Annotated in this window: 20 protein-coding genes and 1 tRNA gene; 10 read left to right on the forward strand and 11 right to left on the reverse strand. The window is 71.1% G+C overall.

The window, feature by feature from the left end; all coding sequences use genetic code 11:
• The first annotated feature begins 2 nt into the window (after window positions 1–2).
• Window positions 3–1,514 carry a sensor histidine kinase gene (locus V2S04_RS13130; RefSeq protein WP_413638884.1) on the forward strand — a complete coding sequence of 504 codons (1,512 nt, stop codon included), beginning with the start codon at window positions 3–5 and terminating at the stop codon, window positions 1,512–1,514.
• On the opposite strand, the gene V2S04_RS13135 is transcribed toward V2S04_RS13130, so the two are convergent.
• From V2S04_RS13135 to V2S04_RS13160, 6 genes are all read right to left on the reverse strand, one after another.
• Complete coding sequence (locus V2S04_RS13135; protein ID WP_413638886.1) at window positions 1,508–3,058, reverse strand: FAD-dependent oxidoreductase; 1,551 nt, start codon at window positions 3,056–3,058, stop codon at window positions 1,508–1,510. The two genes, V2S04_RS13130 and V2S04_RS13135, sit on opposite strands and share 7 nt — an antisense overlap.
• Window positions 3,059–3,078: 20 nt before the next feature.
• Window positions 3,079–3,954 carry an FAD:protein FMN transferase gene (locus V2S04_RS13140; RefSeq protein WP_413638887.1) on the reverse strand — a complete coding sequence of 292 codons (876 nt, stop codon included), beginning with the start codon at window positions 3,952–3,954 and terminating at the stop codon, window positions 3,079–3,081.
• A gap of 5 nt (window positions 3,955–3,959) precedes the next feature.
• Window positions 3,960–4,409 carry a hypothetical protein gene (locus tag V2S04_RS13145; RefSeq protein ID WP_413638889.1) on the reverse strand — a complete coding sequence of 150 codons (450 nt, stop codon included), beginning with the start codon at window positions 4,407–4,409 and terminating at the stop codon, window positions 3,960–3,962.
• 55 nt (window positions 4,410–4,464) lie between these two features.
• On the reverse strand, window positions 4,465–5,499 hold the full coding sequence (locus V2S04_RS13150) for a ribose-phosphate diphosphokinase (RefSeq protein ID WP_413638891.1): 1,035 nt from the start codon (window positions 5,497–5,499) through the stop codon (window positions 4,465–4,467).
• Between the two features lie 5 nt (window positions 5,500–5,504).
• Window positions 5,505–6,935 (reverse strand): bifunctional UDP-N-acetylglucosamine diphosphorylase/glucosamine-1-phosphate N-acetyltransferase GlmU, encoded by a 1,431-nt coding sequence (glmU, locus tag V2S04_RS13155; protein WP_413638893.1) that lies wholly within the window; start codon window positions 6,933–6,935, stop codon window positions 5,505–5,507.
• A 1-nt stretch (window position 6,936) separates the two neighbouring features.
• Window positions 6,937–7,008: transfer RNA gene (locus tag V2S04_RS13160), tRNA-Gln, on the reverse strand.
• 107 nt (window positions 7,009–7,115) lie between these two features.
• Between V2S04_RS13160 and V2S04_RS13165 the strand changes: the two genes are divergently transcribed.
• Window positions 7,116–7,610, forward strand: a complete 495-nt coding sequence (locus V2S04_RS13165) for a MarR family winged helix-turn-helix transcriptional regulator (RefSeq protein ID WP_413638895.1) — start codon at window positions 7,116–7,118, stop codon at window positions 7,608–7,610.
• Between the two features lie 34 nt (window positions 7,611–7,644).
• A complete protein-coding gene (locus V2S04_RS13170) occupies window positions 7,645–8,583 on the forward strand; it encodes a pseudouridine synthase (protein ID WP_413638897.1) in 939 nt (312 codons plus the stop codon).
• A 7-nt stretch (window positions 8,584–8,590) separates the two neighbouring features.
• On the opposite strand, the gene V2S04_RS13175 is transcribed toward V2S04_RS13170, so the two are convergent.
• The 4 genes from V2S04_RS13175 to V2S04_RS13190 form a co-directional block, all read right to left on the reverse strand.
• The gene (locus V2S04_RS13175; RefSeq protein ID WP_099195692.1) at window positions 8,591–9,253 is read right to left on the reverse strand and encodes a methionine ABC transporter permease; all 663 of its coding nucleotides are present in this window, start codon (window positions 9,251–9,253) and stop codon (window positions 8,591–8,593) included.
• Window positions 9,253–10,314 carry a methionine ABC transporter ATP-binding protein gene (locus V2S04_RS13180; RefSeq protein WP_413638899.1) on the reverse strand — a complete coding sequence of 354 codons (1,062 nt, stop codon included), beginning with the start codon at window positions 10,312–10,314 and terminating at the stop codon, window positions 9,253–9,255. Before V2S04_RS13180 ends, V2S04_RS13175 begins: the two co-directional genes overlap by 1 nt.
• Window positions 10,315–10,431: 117 nt before the next feature.
• Entirely contained in the window at window positions 10,432–11,331 is a 900-nt protein-coding gene (locus tag V2S04_RS13185; protein WP_413638901.1) for a MetQ/NlpA family ABC transporter substrate-binding protein, read from the reverse strand.
• A gap of 72 nt (window positions 11,332–11,403) precedes the next feature.
• Window positions 11,404–11,955 (reverse strand): MarR family winged helix-turn-helix transcriptional regulator, encoded by a 552-nt coding sequence (locus tag V2S04_RS13190; RefSeq protein ID WP_413638903.1) that lies wholly within the window; start codon window positions 11,953–11,955, stop codon window positions 11,404–11,406.
• Window positions 11,956–12,032: 77 nt separating this feature from the next.
• Between V2S04_RS13190 and idi the strand changes: the two genes are divergently transcribed.
• The 7 genes from idi to V2S04_RS13225 are packed head-to-tail and all read left to right on the forward strand — an operon-like array spanning window position 12,033 to window position 17,579.
• Window positions 12,033–12,596, forward strand: a complete 564-nt coding sequence (gene idi, locus V2S04_RS13195; RefSeq protein ID WP_413638904.1) for an isopentenyl-diphosphate Delta-isomerase — start codon at window positions 12,033–12,035, stop codon at window positions 12,594–12,596.
• Entirely contained in the window at window positions 12,593–13,639 is a 1,047-nt protein-coding gene (locus V2S04_RS13200; RefSeq protein ID WP_413638905.1) for a polyprenyl synthetase family protein, read from the forward strand. The genes idi and V2S04_RS13200 overlap by 4 nt, the downstream gene beginning before the upstream one ends.
• On the forward strand, window positions 13,636–14,508 hold the full coding sequence (locus V2S04_RS13205) for a phytoene/squalene synthase family protein (protein ID WP_413638906.1): 873 nt from the start codon (window positions 13,636–13,638) through the stop codon (window positions 14,506–14,508). Before V2S04_RS13200 ends, V2S04_RS13205 begins: the two co-directional genes overlap by 4 nt.
• Entirely contained in the window at window positions 14,505–16,085 is a 1,581-nt protein-coding gene (crtI, locus tag V2S04_RS13210) for a phytoene desaturase family protein (RefSeq protein WP_413638908.1), read from the forward strand. Before V2S04_RS13205 ends, crtI begins: the two co-directional genes overlap by 4 nt.
• A complete protein-coding gene (locus V2S04_RS13215) occupies window positions 16,082–16,411 on the forward strand; it encodes a lycopene cyclase domain-containing protein (protein WP_413638909.1) in 330 nt (109 codons plus the stop codon). The genes crtI and V2S04_RS13215 overlap by 4 nt, the downstream gene beginning before the upstream one ends.
• Window positions 16,408–16,725 (forward strand): lycopene cyclase domain-containing protein, encoded by a 318-nt coding sequence (locus V2S04_RS13220; RefSeq protein ID WP_413638910.1) that lies wholly within the window; start codon window positions 16,408–16,410, stop codon window positions 16,723–16,725. The genes V2S04_RS13215 and V2S04_RS13220 overlap by 4 nt, the downstream gene beginning before the upstream one ends.
• Window positions 16,722–17,579 (forward strand): prenyltransferase, encoded by an 858-nt coding sequence (locus V2S04_RS13225; protein ID WP_413638912.1) that lies wholly within the window; start codon window positions 16,722–16,724, stop codon window positions 17,577–17,579. Before V2S04_RS13220 ends, V2S04_RS13225 begins: the two co-directional genes overlap by 4 nt.
• Before the next feature lie 18 nt (window positions 17,580–17,597).
• Here V2S04_RS13225 and V2S04_RS13230 read toward each other — a convergent pair whose 3' ends face one another.
• Window positions 17,598–19,397, reverse strand: a complete 1,800-nt coding sequence (locus V2S04_RS13230) for an ABC-F family ATP-binding cassette domain-containing protein (RefSeq protein WP_413638913.1) — start codon at window positions 19,395–19,397, stop codon at window positions 17,598–17,600.
• Window positions 19,398–19,430 lie beyond the last annotated feature (33 nt).

The following is a 19,430-nucleotide window of genomic DNA, read 5'->3' on the forward strand; positions in this document are numbered from 1 at the left end:
ACATGCTCCCCCACCCGCTGAGCCTGCAGGCGCGGCTGATGGCCGCCGTGATCGGGTTCGTCTCGCTCATCCTCGTCATCGTCGCCATCATCACCAGCGCCACCCTCGGCAAGACCCTCGAAGACGACCTGCAGCGAAAGCTCGACGCCACCTCGAACGTCACCACCGCCCTGGTCACCAGCCGCGCCAAGGCGGCGGAGCTGCGCGGCGAGCCGCTGACCGCCGAGGAGGCGGTCAGCGGCGGCATCGTCCAGACCGGCAGCCTGCTGCTCGCGGTGCTGCCCCCCAACACGCCCCCGTCGGGCGTGATCGTGACTCCCGAATCCCGTCGCGACCTTCCCGCGCGCGATCTGCTCACGCTCACCTCCGCCCTGCGGGAGTCGGGCTCGGCGACGGTCAGCATGAGCGACGTGGGCTCGTTCCGGGTGACGGCCGACCGCACCGAGAACGACGTGGTCGTGATCACCGGCCTGCCGCGGGCAGAGGTGCAGCACACCATGACCTCGCTGTTCACGGTGATCGCGCTCGCCACCCTCGGCGGGCTGATCCTGCTCGCGCTCACCACCGCGCTCACGATCAGCATGGGCCTGCGCCCGCTGCGCGCCGTCGCGGCAACGGCATCACGCGTCGCCGGGCAGCCGCTCGATCGCGGCGAGGTGAGCATCACCGAGCGCGTTCCCGATTACGAGGCCGATCCGCGCACCGAGGTGGGACGAGTGGGCGTGGCGCTGAACACTCTGCTCGACCACGTCGACTCGTCCCTCTCGGCACGCCAACGCAACGAGGAGCGCATGCGGCGGTTCGTGGCGGATGCCAGTCACGAGCTGCGCACTCCGCTGGCGTCGATCCGCGGCTACTCCGAGCTGTCGCTGCGTGCGCTGCGCCAGTCGCCGGACGCGTCGACGGTCGAGAACACGACCTCGGCGCTCGAGCGCATCCAGGCACAATCGCTGCGGATGACCCGCCTGGTCGAGGACCTGCTGCTGCTCGCGCGACTCGACGAGGGCGCCGAGCTCGTGCACGGCGAGGTCGACCTCTCCCAGCTGGCCGTCGAGGCGCTCGCCGACGCGCAGCCCACCGGGCCCGGCCATCACTGGAAGCTCGACGCCCCCGGTGAGCCCCTGCTGGTGGACGGCGATGTGGGGCGGCTGCACCAGGTGGTGGGCAACCTGCTCGCCAACGCCCGCACGCACACTCCGGAGGGCACGACCATCACCCTGTCGGTGACGGCGACCCCGGCCGCTGCCGAGCTGCGGGTGCACGACGACGGGCCCGGCATCGATCCCGCCGTGCGCGACGAGCTCTTCGCCCGCTTCGCCCGCGGCGATGTCTCACGCGCACGTCAGACCGGAGGCACCGGCCTCGGCCTCGCGATCGCGAAGGCGATCATCGAGGGTCACGGCGGCAGCATCACCGTCGAGAGCGCGCCCGGCGACACGACGTTCACCGTGCGTCTGCCGCGCGGGGCGCAGCCGGCGCCGTCCGAGCCCGGCGGGCAGGCCTCCGCTCAGTAGCCGGCGAAGGCGTCGGTCGTCACGCCGCGGGCCCTCTGCAGTGCCGGGGCGAGGTCGGCGATCAGCCGGGGCGGCCCCGAGATGAAGGCGTGCCGGAGCGCGAGGTCGGGCACCACCCGCTGCAGGCCGTCCGCGTCGAGGCGGACGCCCTGCACCCATGTCCAGTGCGCCGGCAGATCGGCCGGCTCGTCGCGGGTGAACACGATCGTGCGCGCACCGGTCGCCGCGAGCTCGTCGCGGAAGGCGAGCTCGGCCGCCTCCGACGCCACGTACACGAGCACGATGTCGCGCTCGACCCCGGTCGCCTGCAGCTGGCGCAGCTGAGAGACGAACGGCGTGACGCCGATACCCGCGGCCACCATGAGCACCGGTGCCGTGCCGCGCGGCAGCAGGAAGTCGCCCCACGTGCCGGTGACAGCCAGCACCGCCCCGGGTTCGGCCGCCTTGAGCGCGCGCTTGTAGCTGGACGGATGCTTCTGATCGCCGTCCTTGTAGGCGATCCGTAGCGTGGGCAGATCGGCGGGCGCGGAAACGATGCTGAACTCGCGGCGGGTGCCGCGGGCATCCGGATTGCGGTGCGGCACCTCGAGCTCGAGGTACTGCCCGGCCAGGAACCGCAGCCGTCCCTTGGTGCGGAACGTGAGCTCCTGCGCGGTGGGTGTGACGAAGGAGCGATCGGTGAGCACGAGGCGCACAGAGCTGCGCAGCGCGAACGCGAAGGCCAGCAGATTGCCGATCAGCAGCGCGCGCTCCTGCCCGAGGGTGAACAGCGAGCCGACGGGGATGGGCCAGCCGGCGAGCACACCGACCAGGGCGGCGACGGCGAACTGCTGCCAGCGGCGCGGGGGCAGAGTGAGCGGCTCGGAGAGCATGAACGCGCCGAGGAACAGGTAGGGCGTCTGGGTGATCGCCGCGAGCAGGGCCTCGCCCGGGCTGAACGGGATGCCGAACGACGCCGACTGCATCCCCTGGCGCACCACCGACACGGTCACCACGATGAGCAGGAAAACCAGCACCAGCCGCACCTTCTCGGTGCGCCACAGCACGAGCAGTCCGAGCAGCGCGACGAACGGCGACAGCCAGGGGGTGCCCACCCACCAGGCCGAGAACGTGCCCAGTCCGAGGATCGTCACCACCGCGGCGCCGAACGCCGCCGGGTTCACGATGTGCCGGCCGCGCCACGCGATGACGTATTTCGAGACGCTGGCGAGCACCCCGGCGAGCGCGATGCCGCCCAGCCCGGCCGCGGTGAGCGAGGGGGCGAGCACGAAAAGCAGGATGAGCGCGGTGACCAGCGACGACTCGATCCGCCACGGCAGGCGCAGCACCCGCTGCGCGACGGCGTCGACCGCCGAGATCGCGACGGCGAGCACCGCGAAGGTGGCCAGGATCTCGGGGGCCGTCGGCCCCACCAGTCGCGCGAGGGAGAGCCCCAGGGCGATCACCGCCAGCGCCGCGAGGGCGAACAGGGCGAGCCGGTACATCGAGATGGCTCCGAGCACGGCCAGCACCCGCTGCCGCATGGCCAGTAACGCAGTGATCACAGTTCCACTCTTCCGTATCCTCAGCGTGCGGGCTCGGTGAAGAGCTCGCCGGGGAATCCGGCGGAGCGCTCGGCTCGCCCGTCGGTCGACATCCGCACCCACTGCACGCCCCAGCTGTCGGCGAGCTCCGGGCCCCCGTCGAAGAACAGGGCCGTCGCTGCGGCGTCGGCGTGCAGCGCGTCGTCGGCGAGAGCCCAGGTCGCCGCCCAGGTGCGCACGGGCACGCCGGTGCGCCCGTCGAGCACGTGGTGCAGTCCGTCGCCCCACGCGCGGCGTGTGACGGCAGAGCCGCACAGCGCGGCATCCGCCACCTCCACCACTCCGATGGCGGACGTGGGGTCGTACGGATGCTCCAGGGCGACCCTCGCCGCGCCGGCGCGCACCCGCAGGTCCCCGCTGCCGTCGACGGTCACCCGGCCGGCTGCGCCGGCGAGCGCGTCGCTGATCAGGTCGACCAGCCGGCCCTTGCCGAGCGCGCCGACGTCGACGACGCCGGGGCCGACGAGGGTGAGCGACGCGCCGTCCCAAGAGAGCATCCGCTCCCACTCCCCCGGCGCCGGCTGCGCCGGACCGGAGATCAGGGACACGTCCCGGTCGTAGCCGAGCGCTTCCAGGCCCGCGCCGATCAGCGGGTTCACCGCGGTGTCGGTGGCGCGGCTGAGCTCGCGGTATGCACCGAGCATCGCGGCGGCATCGGCGGCGGCATCCGGTGTCAGCGGCGTCGTGCCGCCCTGCGAGCGCAGCGCCGAGACGAGGGAGTCGCGGCGGAACCGCGACCAGGTCGCATCGAAGCCGCCGACGAGCGCACGCACCCGTGCCCGATCCCGCTCGCCGAGCGGGGCTGCGGTCTCGATCTCCCAGCGCGTTCCGATCGCGTCGAACCGCCAGGCGTGCATCGGGCTCACTCGGCCGCGGCGGCGGCGGCCTCGTCCTTGATCCTGACCACGGCCTGGTCGAACCCGCCGCTGGTGAGCGACGAGCCGGCGACGCGGTCGACCTGCAGCTCGTCGAGCTTGCGGCCCACCACGACGTCGGAGATGCCGGCGATGAACTGGCCCTGGTAGTTCCTCGACTCGGGTGCGACCGGGTCGCCCGAGACCTGCACATCGGAGACGACGTCGTCGGCGAGGGTGAGAGTGACCTCGATGGTCTCCACCGTCTCGGGGGTGCGGTACGAGCCCTCGGCGGTGTAGGTGCCGTCGGCGTACGGGGCGGTCGCATCGGTGCTCAGCGGCGACGGGTCGGGCTTCGTCGTGTCCGCGTCTGCGGCGCCCGAGCAGCCGGCGAGCACGAGTGCGCCGGCGACGCCGAGCAGAGCGGTTCCAGTGCGGGCGGCGGGAGGCACGTTCATGTGACCAGCTTCGGGCATCCGGCTATGAGCAATCCGGATGCCCGTCGGCGAGGTGTCAGGCGTCTCCGCCGAACATGCTGGTGACCGAACCGTCCTCGAAGACCTGCTTGATCGCGGTCGCCAGCAGCGGCGCGATGGGGAGGATGGTGAGTCCGTCCCAACGACGCGATTCGGTCAGCGGGATGGTGTCCGTGACGACGACCTGGTCGATCGCCTCGTCCTGCAGGCGCTCGGATGCCGGGTCGCTGAACACCGCGTGCGTGGCGGCGACTATCACCTTGCGGGCGCCGTTCGCTTTCAGCGCCTGCGCCGCCTTGACGATCGTGCCGCCGGTGTCGATCATGTCGTCGACGAGCAGGCAGGTGCGGTCGTCGACCGTGCCGACGATCTCGTGCACGGAGACCTGGTTGGCGACCTTCGGGTCGCGGCGCTTGTGGATGATCGCGAGCGGCGCGCCGAGGCTGTCCGACCAGGTGTCGGCGACGCGCACGCGTCCCATGTCGGGAGAGACGATGGTGAGCGTCTCGCGGTCCGTGGCGGTGAGGGTGCCCTCGAAGTGCTCGAGCAGCACGGGCTTGGCGAAGAGGTGGTCGACGGGGCCGTCGAAGAAGCCCTGGATCTGCGCGGCGTGCAGGTCGACGCTCATCACGCGATCGGCGCCCGCGGTCTTCAGCATGTCGGAGACCAGGCGCGCGGAGATCGGCTCACGGCCGCGGCCCTTCTTGTCCTGCCGGGAGTACGGGTAGTACGGCGCGACGACGGTGATCCGCTTGGCCGAGGCGCGCTTGGCGGCATCGAGCATGATCAGCGTCTCCATCAGCCACTCGTTCACCGGCTGGCCGAACGACTGCACGATGAACAGGTCGCAGCCGCGGATCGACACCTCGAAGCGGGCGTAGATCTCGCCGGAGGCGAACGTGCGGTGCTCGACCGGGGCGACCTCCTGGCCCAGCGCCGCGGCCACGGCCGCGGTCAGCTCGGGGTGCGAGCGTCCGCCGGCGACGACGAGTCGCTTCTTGGTCTTCGCGATCAGTCCGGGTGCGACGCCGTTCTCACGATCGAGCGCGGCCTTCTTCTTCTTGTTGCCCATGCGACTCACTCCGCCGATCGTTCGCGGGCCGCCGCATCGGCTGCGCCCGTGCCTGCTCTGTTCTTCTCGACCCACCCGTCGATGTTGCGCTGGGGGGCGACGCTCATGGCCAGGGCACCCGCCGGGACGTCCTTGCGGACGACCGCGCCGGCACCGGTCTTCGCACCGGCTCCCAGCCTAACGGGCGCGACGAGCACCGTGTGAGATCCGGTGTGCACCTCGTCGCCGACCACCGTGCGGTGCTTGTTCACGTCGTCGTAGTTCGCGGTGATCGTGCTGGCGCCCAGGTTCACGCCCCGGCCGATCGTGGCGTCTCCCACGTACGACAGGTGCGGAACCTTGCTGCCCTCGCCGATCTCGGCGTTCTTGGTCTCGACGTACGCGCCGATCTTGCCGCCCGCGCCAAGCACGGTGCCGGGGCGCAGGAACGAGAACGGGCCCACGGTCGCATTCGCCCCGACCACGGCAAGGTTGGCGTCGGTGCGCTTGACCACGGCGTCCTCGCCGATCTCGCAGTCGACCAGGGTCGTATCGGGGCCCACCGTCGCGCCGGCGGCGATGACCGTGGCGCGCAGGATCTGCGTGTTGGGCAGGATCGTGACGTCGGGCGCGAGCTTCGCATCGTCGTCGATCCAGGTGGTCTCGGGGTCGACGATCGTGACGCCCTCGCGCTGCCAGTGCCGCACGATGCGCTGGTTGAGCAGGCGTCCGACGAGGGCGAGCTGGGCGCGGTCGTTGACGCCATACGTGACGGTGACATCCGACACCACGGATGCCGCCACGCGGTCGCCGTCACGGCGCAGCAGGCCGGGCACATCGGTGAGGTACATCTCCCCCTGCGCGTTGTCGACGCCGATCTCGGGCAGATAGCGGCGCAGCGTCTCCGAGCGGAAGACGTACATGCCGGCGTTGATCTCGCGGACGGCCGCCTCGTCCTCGCTGGCGTCCTTCTGCTCGACGATGCGGTCGACCCCGCCGTCCGCGTCGCGGATCACGCGACCGTAGCCGGTCGGGTCGTCGACGACGGCCGTCATCAGCGTCGCCGGCGCGCCGCCGGCGCGGTGCTCGTCGAGGAAGGCCGAGAGGGTATCGACGTCGGCGAGCGGGCAGTCGCCGGAGAGCACGAGCACGTCGCCGTCGAAGTCGTCGGGCAGGGCGTCGATCGCGACCTGCACGGCGCGTCCGGTGCCGGGCACGTCGTCCTGGTCGACGAAGACCGCGTCCGGGTAGTCCGCGGCGAGCGCGGTGACGACCTGCTCCCGTTCATGGCGCACGACCACCTCGATGTGCGCGGCGCCGAGCGAGCGCGCCGTGGTGAGCACGTGGCCGACCAGCGGGCGCCCCGCGATCTCGTGCAGCACCTTGGGTCGACGGGACTTCATCCGAGTGCCCTGACCTGCGGCGAGCACGATGATGGCGAGATTGTTCTGCGTCATGCTCCGCCGCCAGGATTCGAACCTGAACCTCACAGCTCCAAAGGCTGTCGTGCTGCCGTTACACCACGGCGGACCACGGCCTTCAGCGCCGTGCGAGACGGGCGACCGCGTCTCAATTCTGCCACGGCGCCGCCGACCGTCCCGTCCGCGACGACGTGCGAGCCGCGGGATAATGAGGGGATGAACGAGGCGGATGAGGTCGACCGGATCGTCGGCGCCTGGAACACCCAGCGTCCCGACCTGGACTTCTCACCCCTCGAGGTGCTCTCGCGCATGGACCGCCTGTCGCGGCACCTCGACCGCGCGCGCCGCGAGGTGTTCCGCCGCAGCGACATCGAGCCGTGGGAATGGGACGTGCTCTCGGCGCTGCGCCGGGCGGGCGCGCCCTTCCAGCTCTCCCCCAAGCAGCTGCTGCAGCAGACCCTCGTCTCGAGCGGCACGATGACCAACCGCATCGACCGTCTGGTCGGCCGGCGTTTCGTGCGTCGGGAGTCCGATCCCCAGGACGGCCGCAGCGTGCTGGTCACGCTGACCGACGACGGCCGTGTGCGGGTGGATGCCGCGATCACCCGCCTGGTCGACGCCGAGGCGGTGCTGCTGCAGGCGCTCCCCCGCGGCGACCGGGAGCGACTGGCGGGTCTGCTGCGCAAGCTGAGTCTGAGCTTCGACTCGTGAGCTCTCGTGCGACGGGGCACGGCCGCTGATGGCGATGGCCTCTCCCCTGCCGGTGCGCGACGGCGTCGGCGCGACCCGGCTGCACCTGCCCATGAGCGGCCCCTGGCCCACAGTAGGCGCGTACATGGCCGAGCGCTTCTTCCACCTCGAACCGGAGCGGCTGCTGTCGCGCTTCGACCGCGGCGAGATCGTCGCCCGCGACGGCACCCCGCTCACGCGGCACACGCCGCTGGGAGCGCACGAGTTCGTCTGGTACTACCGCGAGCCGCCGGTGGAGCGCGAGATCCCGTTCGAGATCGAGGTGCTGCATCGCGACCGCGACCTGGTGGTCGCCGACAAGCCGCACTTCCTGCCGACCACACCCGGCGGCAAGTACCTGCAGAACTCGGCGCTGGTGCGGTTGCGCAACCGGCTGGGCATCCCCGAGCTCACGCCGATCCACCGCCTCGACCGGGCCACGGCCGGCCTGCTGATGTTCTCCACCCGCCCCGAGACCCGCGGCGCGTATCAGCTGCTGTTCGAGCGCCGGCAGGTCGAGAAGGTGTACGAGGCGGTGTCGGCGCTGCCTGCCGGCTGGGATCCGGCATCCCCCGCTCTGGCGGGCCGGCCGTTCCCGATCGTGCACCGCAATCACATCGAGAAGCTGCGTGCGCACGTCTGCGTGCGCGTCGACGATGCCGGCGAGCCGAACTCCGAGACGCTGATCGAGCTGCACGGGTTCGACGACCGGGTCGTGCACACCCTGCTGCGGCCGCACTCTGGGCGCATGCATCAGCTGCGCGTGCATCTGGCGGCCCTCGGCGCGGGCATCCTGAACGACGGCTTCTATCCCGAGCTTCTGCCCGAGGCGCCCGACGACTTCAGCCGTCCGCTGCAGCTGCTCGCGCGCGAGCTGCGCTTCACCGACCCGCTGAGCGGCGCGCCGCGCGAGTTCGTCACGCGGCGCACCCTGCAGGAGGCCCCTTCGGCGTGAGCTCCGGCTAGCGGCGCATCACCACGCGGGCGAGCCTGGTGCCCAGCAGCTGCACGAGGTGCACGAACAGCACGATCAGGATGATCGCCGCCCACATCACGACCGGCGAGAACTGCCGGAAGCCGTAGATCTGGGCGAAGGCGCCCAGACCCCCGCCGCCGATGAGCCCGGCCATGGCCGTCATGTCGATGAGCGCCACGACCACGAACGTGTACCCGAGGATCAGGGGGCCGAGCGACTCCGGGATCACCACGGTGAACAGGATGCGCCACGGCCCGGCGCCCATCGCCCGTGCCGCCTCGATGATCCCGGGCGGCACCGAGACGAGATGCTGCTCGACGATGCGGGCGATCGCGAACGACGCGGCGAGGCCGATGCCGAACGCACCCGCGTTGATCCCGATGCCGATGCCGAGGATCGCGCGCGAGAGCGGCTGCGAGATCGCGGCGATGAAGATCACGAACGGGATCGGGCGGAAGAAGTTCACCAGCAGCTCGAGCACGCCGTTCACGACTCGGTTCTGCAGCAGCCCGCCGCGTCGGGTGATGTACAGCCCGACGCCGATGAGCGTGCCGAGCACGCCCGCCATGATCAGAGCGAACGCCGTCATGTACAGCGTCTCGACGGCGGCCTTCCAGAACTCCGGCGCCAGTTCCACGAGCCGGTCCATCAGCGCACCTCCCCGTTCGCGAGATCGGCATCGTCTGCGAGCTCGGTGACGTCGGCGTGGCGGCCGATGGTCTGCAGCGCCGCGTCCACATCGGCATCCGCGCCTCTGATCGCGAGGGTCAGGTGCCCGAAGGCGCGACCGCGGATGTCGTTGATGCCGCCGTAGACGAGTTCGAAGTCCAGACCCGCCTTCGCGAGGTCGAGGAAGACCTGGGCCTGCGAGGAGTCGCCGTCGCGGAACGAGAAGGTGACCAAGCGCCCGTCGTGCCGCGCACGCAGCGCGGCGCGCTCGGCCGGAGAGGGGATGCCCTTGATCACGGTGCCGACGAAGCGCTGAGATGCGGGGTTCTGCGGGCGCGAGAACACCTCGAACACGTCTCCCTGCTCGATCACGCGGCCTCCCTCCATCACCGCCACCTTCGTCGCGATGGTCTGGATGACGTCCATCTCGTGCGTGATCACCACGATCGTCACGCCCTGCTCGCGGTTGACCCGACCGAGCAGCTCGAGCACCTCGTGCGTGGTCTGCGGATCGAGCGCGCTGGTGGCCTCATCAGCGAGCAGGATGGCCGGGCGGGTCGCCAGCGCACGCGCGATGCCGACACGCTGCTTCTGCCCGCCGGACAGCTGCTCGGGATAGGCGCGCGCCTTGTCGGAGAGACCGACGAAGCGCAGCAGCTCGCTGACCCGCTCGTCGATGTCGGCCTTCGGCCAGCCCGCCAGTTTGAGCGGGTAGGCGATGTTGGCTCGCACCGTGCGGGACGAGAACAGGTTGAACTGCTGGAAGATCATGCCGATGCCGCCGCGCACCGCGCGAAGCCGGCGCTCGCTCAACAGGGTGATGTCGACGCCGTCGACGACGATGCGTCCGGCGGTCGCGGGCTCGAGGGCGTTGATCAGCCGCACGAGGGTCGACTTGCCGGCGCCGGAATAGCCGATGATGCCGAACACGTCACCCTGTTCGATCTCGAGGGTGACGTCGTCGACCGCGGTCACCTCGGCGCTGTCGCGCCCTCGGCCGGGGTATGTCTTGGTGACGCCGTGAAGGCTCACGATGGCCATGCTGTGCTCCGGGGTGAGGTTGGTGGGTGCTGCCGGCGCCCGGGACACGGGAATCGGGCGGCGCTCGACGGCGCCGCCCGATTCTCTCGCATTCGTCTCGGAACGCCGCTCAGCCGGTCAGCCGGCGGTGTCCTCGAGCACCTTCTTCAGCGACTCCTGCAGGTCGGCCGCCGGGGTCGTCAGCGGCACGCCGGTGCCGCCGGATGCCTCGAGCAGCCCCTTCTGCACGGCCTCGTCCGTCTGGAAGATCTCGACGAGCTGCTGGTAGGTCTCGTTGTCGACGTCATCGGCGCGCGCGGCGAAGATGTTGACGTAGGGCAGGGCGTTCGGATCGGTCGGGTCGTCCTGCGCGATGGCGTCCTCGAACGTCAGACCGGCGTCCTGCACGAAGTCGTTGTTGATGATCGCCGCGTCCACGTCGGGGAGCGAGGTGGGGATCACGGCCGCCTCGAGCGCGGTGACCTCGACCTTCGACTTGCCGGTGTCGATGTCGGCGATGTCGCTGACGATCGTGCCGCCGCTCTTGAGCTCGATCAGGCCGGCCGACTGCAGGACGAGCAGCGCGCGAGCCTGGTTCGACGCGTCGTCGGGCACGACGACCGTGCCACCCTCGGGGATGTCCTTCACATCGTCGTGCTTGGTCGAGTACAGGCCGAGCGGGTAGATCGCGGTCGCGCCGATGGGCTGCAGATCGCCGTCGTTCGCGGCGTTGTACTGGGCGAGGTAGACGATGTGCTGGAACTGGTTGAGGTCGAGCTCGCCGGCGGCCAGGGCCGGGTTGGGCTGCTCGTACGAGCCGAAGTCGATGATCTCGACGTCGATGCCCTCGGCCTTCGCGGCCTTCTCGAACGCCGCCCACTGCGGGTCGCCCTTCCCGACCACGCCGATCTTGACGACGTCGTCGGCGGCTCCGGCGGATCCGGTCTCTCCGCCGTCGGCGGAGGCGCAGCCGGCGAGACCGGTGACGAGTGCAACCGCCGCGGCTGCAGCGGCGAGGGTGGTGAAGCGGCGGGACATTTTCGGGTTCTTCCTCTCGTGGGGGACTCCGAAAAGGTACGCCGCAGCCGGGGTGCGTTCAGAATCGCGTCGTCACACGGCGTCACGCTCGGCGGTGGCCGCCATCTCATCGAAGAAGTCCGTGACGATCCGGCGCTGCTCGGCGGTCAGGGAGGCGACCACGTCGAAGCGTCGCGCGTGCTCGCGGCCGACGGTGGCGCGGGCGGCGCGTCGTGAGTCGTCGGTGACGTCGATGACGAGGCTGCGCCGGTCGTCCGGGTGCGCTCTGCGGACGATGTGACCGGCGCGCTCGAGACGATCCAGCAGCTTGGTCGTGGACGCGGCCGAGATGCCCAGGTGGGCTGCCATCGTGCTCGGGGTGACGGCGATCCCCTGATTGCCCGCCGCGATGAGCATGCGAAGCGCCCGCATGTCGCTGGCGCCGAGACGCATGTAGCGCTGCGACGCCTCACTGGTCAGACGCTCGGCGTCCCGCCAGCGCCGCATGGCGTCGAGCACTTCGAGGACGCTCTCGAGCTCTGCGGGGGCGAGGTCGGCGGTGCGCACGATCTCCTGCGCCGGGTCGTTCAGGCGCGGGTCGTGCATGATCACCGCCGGCGAGGCGGACGGGTTACCCTTCCTCATTCGGTTGATTTTATGCCAGTTCTGGATATTTCTGTAGTTGATAGCTAGCCTGTCTAGCGAATACTCAGGAGGCCGAAGTGAACCACTCCCCCGAGCGCGTGATCCTTCTCGACGACGACGGCGCGCCCAGCGGTGTCGCCCCCAAAGCGGACGTGCACCACGAGGCGACCCCGCTGCACCTCGCCTTCTCCTGCCATGTGCGAGACGACGAGGGGCGGCTGCTGCTGACCCGCCGGGCTCTGAGCAAGCGCGCCTGGCCGGGCACGTGGACGAACGCGTTCTGCGGCCACCCCGGTCCCTTCGAGGCGATCCCGGATGCCGTGCAGCGCCGCGCGCGGGAGGAGCTGGGCCTCGACCTCGCGGACCTGCAGCTCGAGCTGCCCGACTTCCGCTACCGCGCGATCGACGCGTCGGGCATCGTCGAGAACGAGATCTGCCCGGTCTACACCGCACGCGCCGTCGGCGATCCGACGCTCAACCCGGCCGAGGCGATGGATGCCCGGTGGGTCAGCCCTGAGGACCTCGCGGCCGCCCTCACCGCCGCCCCGTGGGCCTTCAGCCCCTGGCTCGTGCTGCAGGCGCAGCAGCTCTCCGCCACGACGGGCACGATCGATGCCACCGCCTGGCGGAGGGTCGCGTGAGACTCGAGACCGCGGTGGACCCGCGACTGGATGAGATCATCGACCGGTTCTTCGCCGGCCGGATCGCTCGCGCCGACGCCATGGGCGGTCGCTACGGCGATCTGTGGCGCCGCGCCGCCGACGCGACCCAGGGCGGGAAGCGTCTGCGCCCGCGACTTCTTCTGCTGACCCACGAGCGGCTCGGCGGTGTCGAGGACGACGCCGCGCTGCATGCCGCCGCCGCGTTCGAGGTGCTGCACACCGCGCTGCTGATGCACGACGACGTGCTCGATCGCGACCTCGTCCGGCGCGGTCAGCCCAATCTCGCCGGCAGGTTCGCCTCTGCGGCGCTGGACGACGGGCTCGACCCGCTGACCGCCACGTCGTGGGGCGAGGCGTCCGCGCTGCTCGCCGGAGACCTGCTGATCAGCGGCGCGCACGTGCTCGTCGCCGAGGTCGCCCATCCGGCGTCGGCCGCTCTGCACCGGGTGATCGACGACGCGCTCATGCTCACCGCTGCCGGTGAGCATGCGGACGTCGGCTATGCCAAGGGCGTGATGCACGCCGGGCACGACGACATCCTGCAGATGATCGAGCAGAAGACCGCGGCCTATTCGTTCGCGGCCCCGCTGCGCGTCGGCGCGCTGCTCGCCGGCGCGACCGACCAGGTCTGCCAGGCGCTGGAGCGGATCGGCTCGCGCCTGGGTCTGCTGTACCAGCTGCGAGACGACGCGCTCGGGGTCTTCGGGGTCGAGAGCAGCACGGGCAAGAGCGTGATCGGGGATCTGCGCGAGGGCAAGCGCACCCTGCTCGTCGCGTTCGCCGAGGGCACGCCGGAGTGGGAGGCGGTGCGCCCGCTCTTCGGCCGGGCACCCCTCGAGGCGGCCGACGCCGACCGACTGCGCGCCGCGCTGATCGCCTGCGGCGCCGTGGAGCGGATGCAGCGGGTCATCGACGAGGTGCTGCGCGAGGTGCTGCACGAGGTCGCCATAGCCCCGCTGCCCACCGCGCTGCGTGCCGAGCTGGCGCACATCGCCGAGAGATGCGCGGAGCGGCAGTCGTGACCGCGTCGCCTGCCCTCGACCTGTACACCCGCACGGCGCACGCCGCATCCGCCCGGGTGATCGGCAGCTACTCGACCTCGTTCGGCTATGCCAGCCGCCTGCTCCCCCGTGAGGTGCGTGCCGGGATCGCGGACGTGTACGCGCTCGTGCGGGTCGCCGACGAGATCGTCGACGGGCCCGCCGCCGAGGCGGGCCTCGACCGGCCGGAGGTCATCGCGATCCTCGACGAGCTGGAGCGGGACACGCTGACGGCGATCGAGCGCGGCTTCAGCTCGAACCTCATCGTGCACGCCTTCGCCGCGACCGCCCGGCGGACGGGGATCGGCCCGGATCTGGTGCGGCCGTTCTTCGAGTCGATGCGGATGGACGCCACGGCCCACCCGCGTTTCGACCAGGAGCAGTACCGCCGCTACATCCACGGCTCGGCCGAGGTGGTCGGATCGATGTGCCTGCGGGTGTTCGCCCTCGAGCGGTCGGGGATGGTTCTCGACGAGCACCTCGAGGAGGGCGCGCGTCGGCTGGGCGCCGCGTTCCAGAAGGTCAACTTCCTGCGCGACCTGGCCGACGACTCCGGTCGCCTGGGCCGCTCGTACATCCCGGGGCTGGACCCGGCGACATTCACCGACCGAGAGAAGGAGGCCGTCGTCGACGAGATCGCCGAGGACCTGACCGTCGCCCGATCGGCGATCGCCCGCCTGCCGCACGGCTCCCGCCGCGCGACGACCGCCGCCGCCGACCTGTTCGGCCGGCTCAACGAGCAGCTGCGCGCGACGCCGGCATCCCGGCTGCGCACCACCAGGGTCTCGGTGCCGCTGCGTCGCAAGCTGCGCATCCTGATCCTCGCCGCGACCGGAAGGACGAGCTCATGACCCGCGCCGTCGTCATCGGCGGGGGCATCTCGGGTCTCGCCACCGCCGCGCTGCTGGCCCGCGAGGGCGCCGAGGTCACCCTCGTCGAAGCCCGTGACGAGCTGGGCGGTCGCGCCGGCAGCTGGGAGTCGGGCGGCTTCCGCTTCGACACCGGCCCCTCGTGGTATCTCATGCCCGAGGTGTTCGATCACTTCTTCCGCCTGCTGGGCACCTCGTCGGCGGAGCAGCTCGACCTCGTGCCGCTCGACCCGGCGTACCGGGTGTACTTCGAGGGCGACGACGAGCCGTTCGACCTGCCCGCCGAGGGCGCCAGAGATGCGCTGGTCGCCCTGGACCCGGATGCCGAGCAGCAGCTCGACCGCTACCTCGCCTCGGCCGCCGACACCTACGACCTCGCCACCTCGACGTTCCTCTACAGCACCTACGAGTCGCTGCGTCCGCTGCTCACCGCACGCACCCTGCGCGGCCTGCCCACGCTCGCCCGGCTGCTCGCCGAGCCGCTCGACCGGCGCATCCGCCGGCACACCCGCGACCCGCGGGTGCAGCAGATCCTCGGCTACCCGGCCGTGTTCCTCGGCACGTCGCCGGCGAAGGCGCCGGGCATGTACCACCTGATGAGTCACCTCGACATCGGCCAGGGCGTGCTGTATCCGCGCGGCGGCTTCACCGCCGTGATCGAGGCCATCGCCCGCGTGGCGAGGGCCGAGGGGGTCACCGTCCGCACCGGATGCCGTGCCACGCGCATCACGGTCGTCGACGGCGCCGCGACGGGTGTCGAGGTCGAACTCGCCGACGGCACGCGCGAGCAGCTGCCCGCCGACGTCGTGGTGTCGACCGCCGACCTGCACGTCACCGAGCAGCACCTGCTCGATCCCGAGCACCGCACCCGGTCGGACAGCTGGTGGGAGGGGCGCGATCCGGGCCCCGGAGCTGTCCTCGCCCTGCTCGGCGTGCGCGGCGAGCTGCCGCAGCTGGCCCACCACACGCTGCTGTTCACGAAGGCGTGGGAGGAGGGCTTCGACGCGATCTACGGCAGGGGCCGCCGCGGCGAGGGCAGACGCATCCCCGACCCCGCCTCGCTGTACGTCTGCCGCCCCAGCGCGACCGACGACGTGGCACCGGAAGGACACGAGAACCTCTTCGTGCTCATCCCCGTCCCGGCCGACACGACCATCGGCGCGGGCGGCGTCGACGGCGCGGGCGACGCGCGGGTGGAGCGGGCCGCCGACGCGGCCATCGACCAGATCGCCGCCTGGTGCGACATCCCCGACCTGCGCGAGCGCATCGTCGTGCGGCGCACGATCGGACCTGCCGACTTCGAGCGCGACCTCGGGGCGTGGCGCGGCGGTGCGCTCGGCCCTGCGCACACGCTGCGTCAGAGTGCCTTCCTCCGCGGCGCGAACATGTCGTCGAAGGTCGACGGGCTGCTTTATGCCGGCGCGACGACGATCCCCGGCATCGGTCTGCCGATGTGCCTGATCAGCGCCGAGCTGGTCGTCAAGCGCCTGCGCGGCGATACCTCGGCCGGTCCCCTCGCCGAGCCGCCGGCCACGACGCCCACCGTGGCGGCACTGTGACCGGCGCCTATCTGATCGCGCTGCTCGTCTCGCTCGGGGGCATGGTGCTGCTCGATGTACGACACCGCCTGTTCCTCGGGCACGACCCGGTGCGCGCCGTCATCGTGCTGGTCATCGGTGTGACGTTCTTCCTGCTGTGGGATCTCGCGGGCATCGCGCTGGGCATCTTCTTCGAAGGCGACAACGCGCTGGCCGTCGGCATCCTGCTGGCACCGGAGCTGCCCATCGAGGAGCCGGTGTTCCTGCTGTTCCTGTGCGAGCTCACCATGGTGCTCGTGTGCGGATCGCAGCGATTCCTCGAGCGTCGGAAAGGTGCAGCGCGATGACCTACCTGCTGCTGTGCGCCGGCTTCGTCGCCGCGGCCGTCGTGATCGCGCTGTCCGCGCGACGGCGCGACCGGATGCCGTCCTGCGCGTCCCTGGCGATCGCCGCCGCCTGCCTGCTGGTGCTCACCGCGGTGTTCGACAGCGTCATGATCGGGATCGGACTCATCGACTACTCCGACGCGCACATCTCCGGCATCCGGATCGGGCTGGCGCCGATCGAGGACTTCACCTACCCGCTCGTCGCGGTGATCCTGCTGCCGGCTCTGTGGTCGCGACTGCGTCGCGACCGACGCCACGAGAGGGGCCCGCGATGATCCGGGATCTCCTCGCCGCCTCCCGGCCGCTCAGCTGGATCAACACGGCCTACCCGTTCGCCGCCGCGTACCTGCTGGTCGCCGGCGGGGTCGACGCGCGCTGGGTCATCGGCACGCTGTTCTTCCTCGTGCCGTACAACCTGGCGATGTACGGCATCAACGACGTGTTCGACTACGCCTCCGACCTCGCGAACCCGCGCAAGGGCGGGGTGGAGGGCGCCCTGCTCTCGCCGCAGCGGCACCGCACCGTGCTCGTGACCGCCATCGCGCTGTGCGTGCCGTTCGTCGTGGCGCTGGTCGTGCTCGGCTCGCCGGTGTCGTGGCTGATCCTGGCGATCAGCCTGTTCGCCGTCGTCGCGTACTCGGCACCGCCGTTCCGCTTCAAGGAGGTGCCGGTGCTCGACTCGGTGACCTCGAGCATCCACTTCGTCAGCCCCGCCGTGTACGGCTTCGCGCTCGCCGGCGGCACGGTGACGCCCGGCCTGATCGCGCTGCTGAGCGCGTTCTTCCTGTGGGGGGTCGCCAGCCACGCCTTCGGCGCGGTGCAGGACGTCGTTCCCGACCGCGAGGGCGGCATCTCGTCGATCGCGACCGCGCTGGGGGCTGCTCGCACGGTGCGTCTCGCCCTCGCCTGCTGGGCGGCCGCGGGTCTGCTGATGCTGCTCACCGGATGGCCGGGGGCGCTGGCGGCCGTGCTCGCCCTGCCGTACCTGTGGGCGGCGGCGCCGTTCCGCTCGGTGCCGGACGCCGAGTCCGGAGCGGCGAACCGCGGCTGGCGGCACTTCCTGTGGATCAACTACGCATGCGGCTTCGCGGTGACGATGCTGCTCATCGTCTACGCGCTCGGCCGGTGACCCGAGCCGGGGCGACGATCAGTCCAGCTGCTCGGTGAGCTCGAACCAGCGCAGCTCGAGCTCGTCGACCTCGTCCTGCTGCGCCTGGATCTGCTGCATCCGCTCCCCCAGGCCGGTGTAGTCGGTCTGGTCGTGATCGGCGAGCGCGTGCTTGGCGCGGTCGATCTGGTCGTTCAGCTTCTGCATCCGCCGCTCGAGCGCCGCGAGCTCCTTCTCCGCCGCCCGGCGCGCGGCGCCCTCCAGACCGGATGCTCTCGCCGGAGCCGCCTGAGCGGCCGTCGGCGACTCGGCGCGATCGCGCCTCTCGAGATCGCGCAGGCGCAGGTACTCGTCGATGCCGCCGGGCAGGTGCCGCAGGTGCCCTCGCAGCACGGCGTACTGCTGGTCGGTGACCCGCTCGAGAAAGTACCGGTCGTGGCTGACCACGAGCAGGGTGCCCGGCCACGAGTCCAGCAGGTCCTCGATGGCGGCGAGCATGTCGGTGTCCATGTCGTTGGTCGGCTCGTCGAGGATCAGCACGTTCGGCTGGTCGAGCAGCACGAGAAGCAGCTGCAGCCGGCGCTGCTGGCCGCCCGAGAGGTCCTTCACGGGCGTCGAGAGCTGCGCCGAGGTGAAGCCGAGCCGCTCGAGCAGCTGACCGGGCGTGAGCTCCGCCGCCTTGGAGCCGGTGCCGAAGGTGTACGAGGTGCGCAGGCCGTTGATGACCGTGCGCACGGGGTCGTTCCAGTGCTGCTCCAGCTCGTCGATCCGCTGGGTGAGGGTGCGCACCTGCACGGTCTTCCCGCGCTTTACCCGCCCGCTGGTGGGCTCAACGGTGCCGGCCACGAGTCCCAGCAGGGTCGATTTGCCGGCGCCGTTCACACCGAGGATGCCGGTGCGCTCGCCCGGCGCGATGCGCCACTCGACGTCCTGCAGCACGGTTCGGTCGCCGTAGACGACGCCGGCGTCCAGAAGGTCCACCACGTCCTTGCCGAGCCGCGAGACGGCCAGCGACTGCAGCGACACGGAGTCGCGGATGGGGGGCACGTCAGCGATCAGCGCGTTCGCGGCGTCGATGCGGAACTTCGGCTTGCTCGTGCGGGCCGGCGCCCCGCGGCGCAGCCACGCGAGCTCCTTGCGGGCGAGGTTCTGCCGCTTCGCCTCGGACGCCGCGGCCATCCGGTCGCGCTCGACACGCTGCAGGATGTAGGCGGCGTAGCCGCCCTCGAACGGCTCGACGATCCGGTCGTGCACCTCCCAGGTCGCGGTGCAGATCTCGTCGAGGAACCAGCGGTCGTGGGTGACGACGAGCAGGGCACCCGCCGTCTTCGCCCAGCGGCTCTTCAGGTGGGCGGCGAGCCAGGTGATGGCTTCGACGTCGAGGTGGTTGGTCGGCTCGTCGAGGGCGATGATGTCCCAGTCGCCGACGAGCAGCCGCGCGAGCGAGACGCGGCGGCGCTGTCCGCCGCTGAGCGATGCCACCGAGGCGTCCCAGTCGAGGTCCGACACCAGGCCGGCGATGACGTCGCGCACCTTCGCATCCCCCGCCCACTCGTGCTCGGGGGTGTCGCCCACGACCGCGCGACCGACCGTGAGGTCGTCGTCGAGGGTGTCGGCCTGATCGAGCACGCCGATCGTCGTGCCGCCGCGGACGGTCACCCGCCCGGCATCCGGCTCCCGCCGCCCGGCGAGCATGCCGAGCAGACTCGACTTGCCGTCGCCGTTGCGGCCGACGATGCCGATACGATCGCCCTCCTCGATGCCGAGGGTGACGGAGTCGAAGACGACCCGGGTGGGGAACTCGAGGTGGAGCCCTTCGGCCCCGAGAAGATGTGCCATGTCGCCTTCCAGGTTAGGCGACAGCCGTCGCGG

The organism is Microbacterium sp. OR21, from assembly GCF_047306785.1.
Taxonomy (GTDB): Bacteria; Actinomycetota; Actinomycetes; order Actinomycetales; family Microbacteriaceae; genus Microbacterium; species Microbacterium esteraromaticum_E.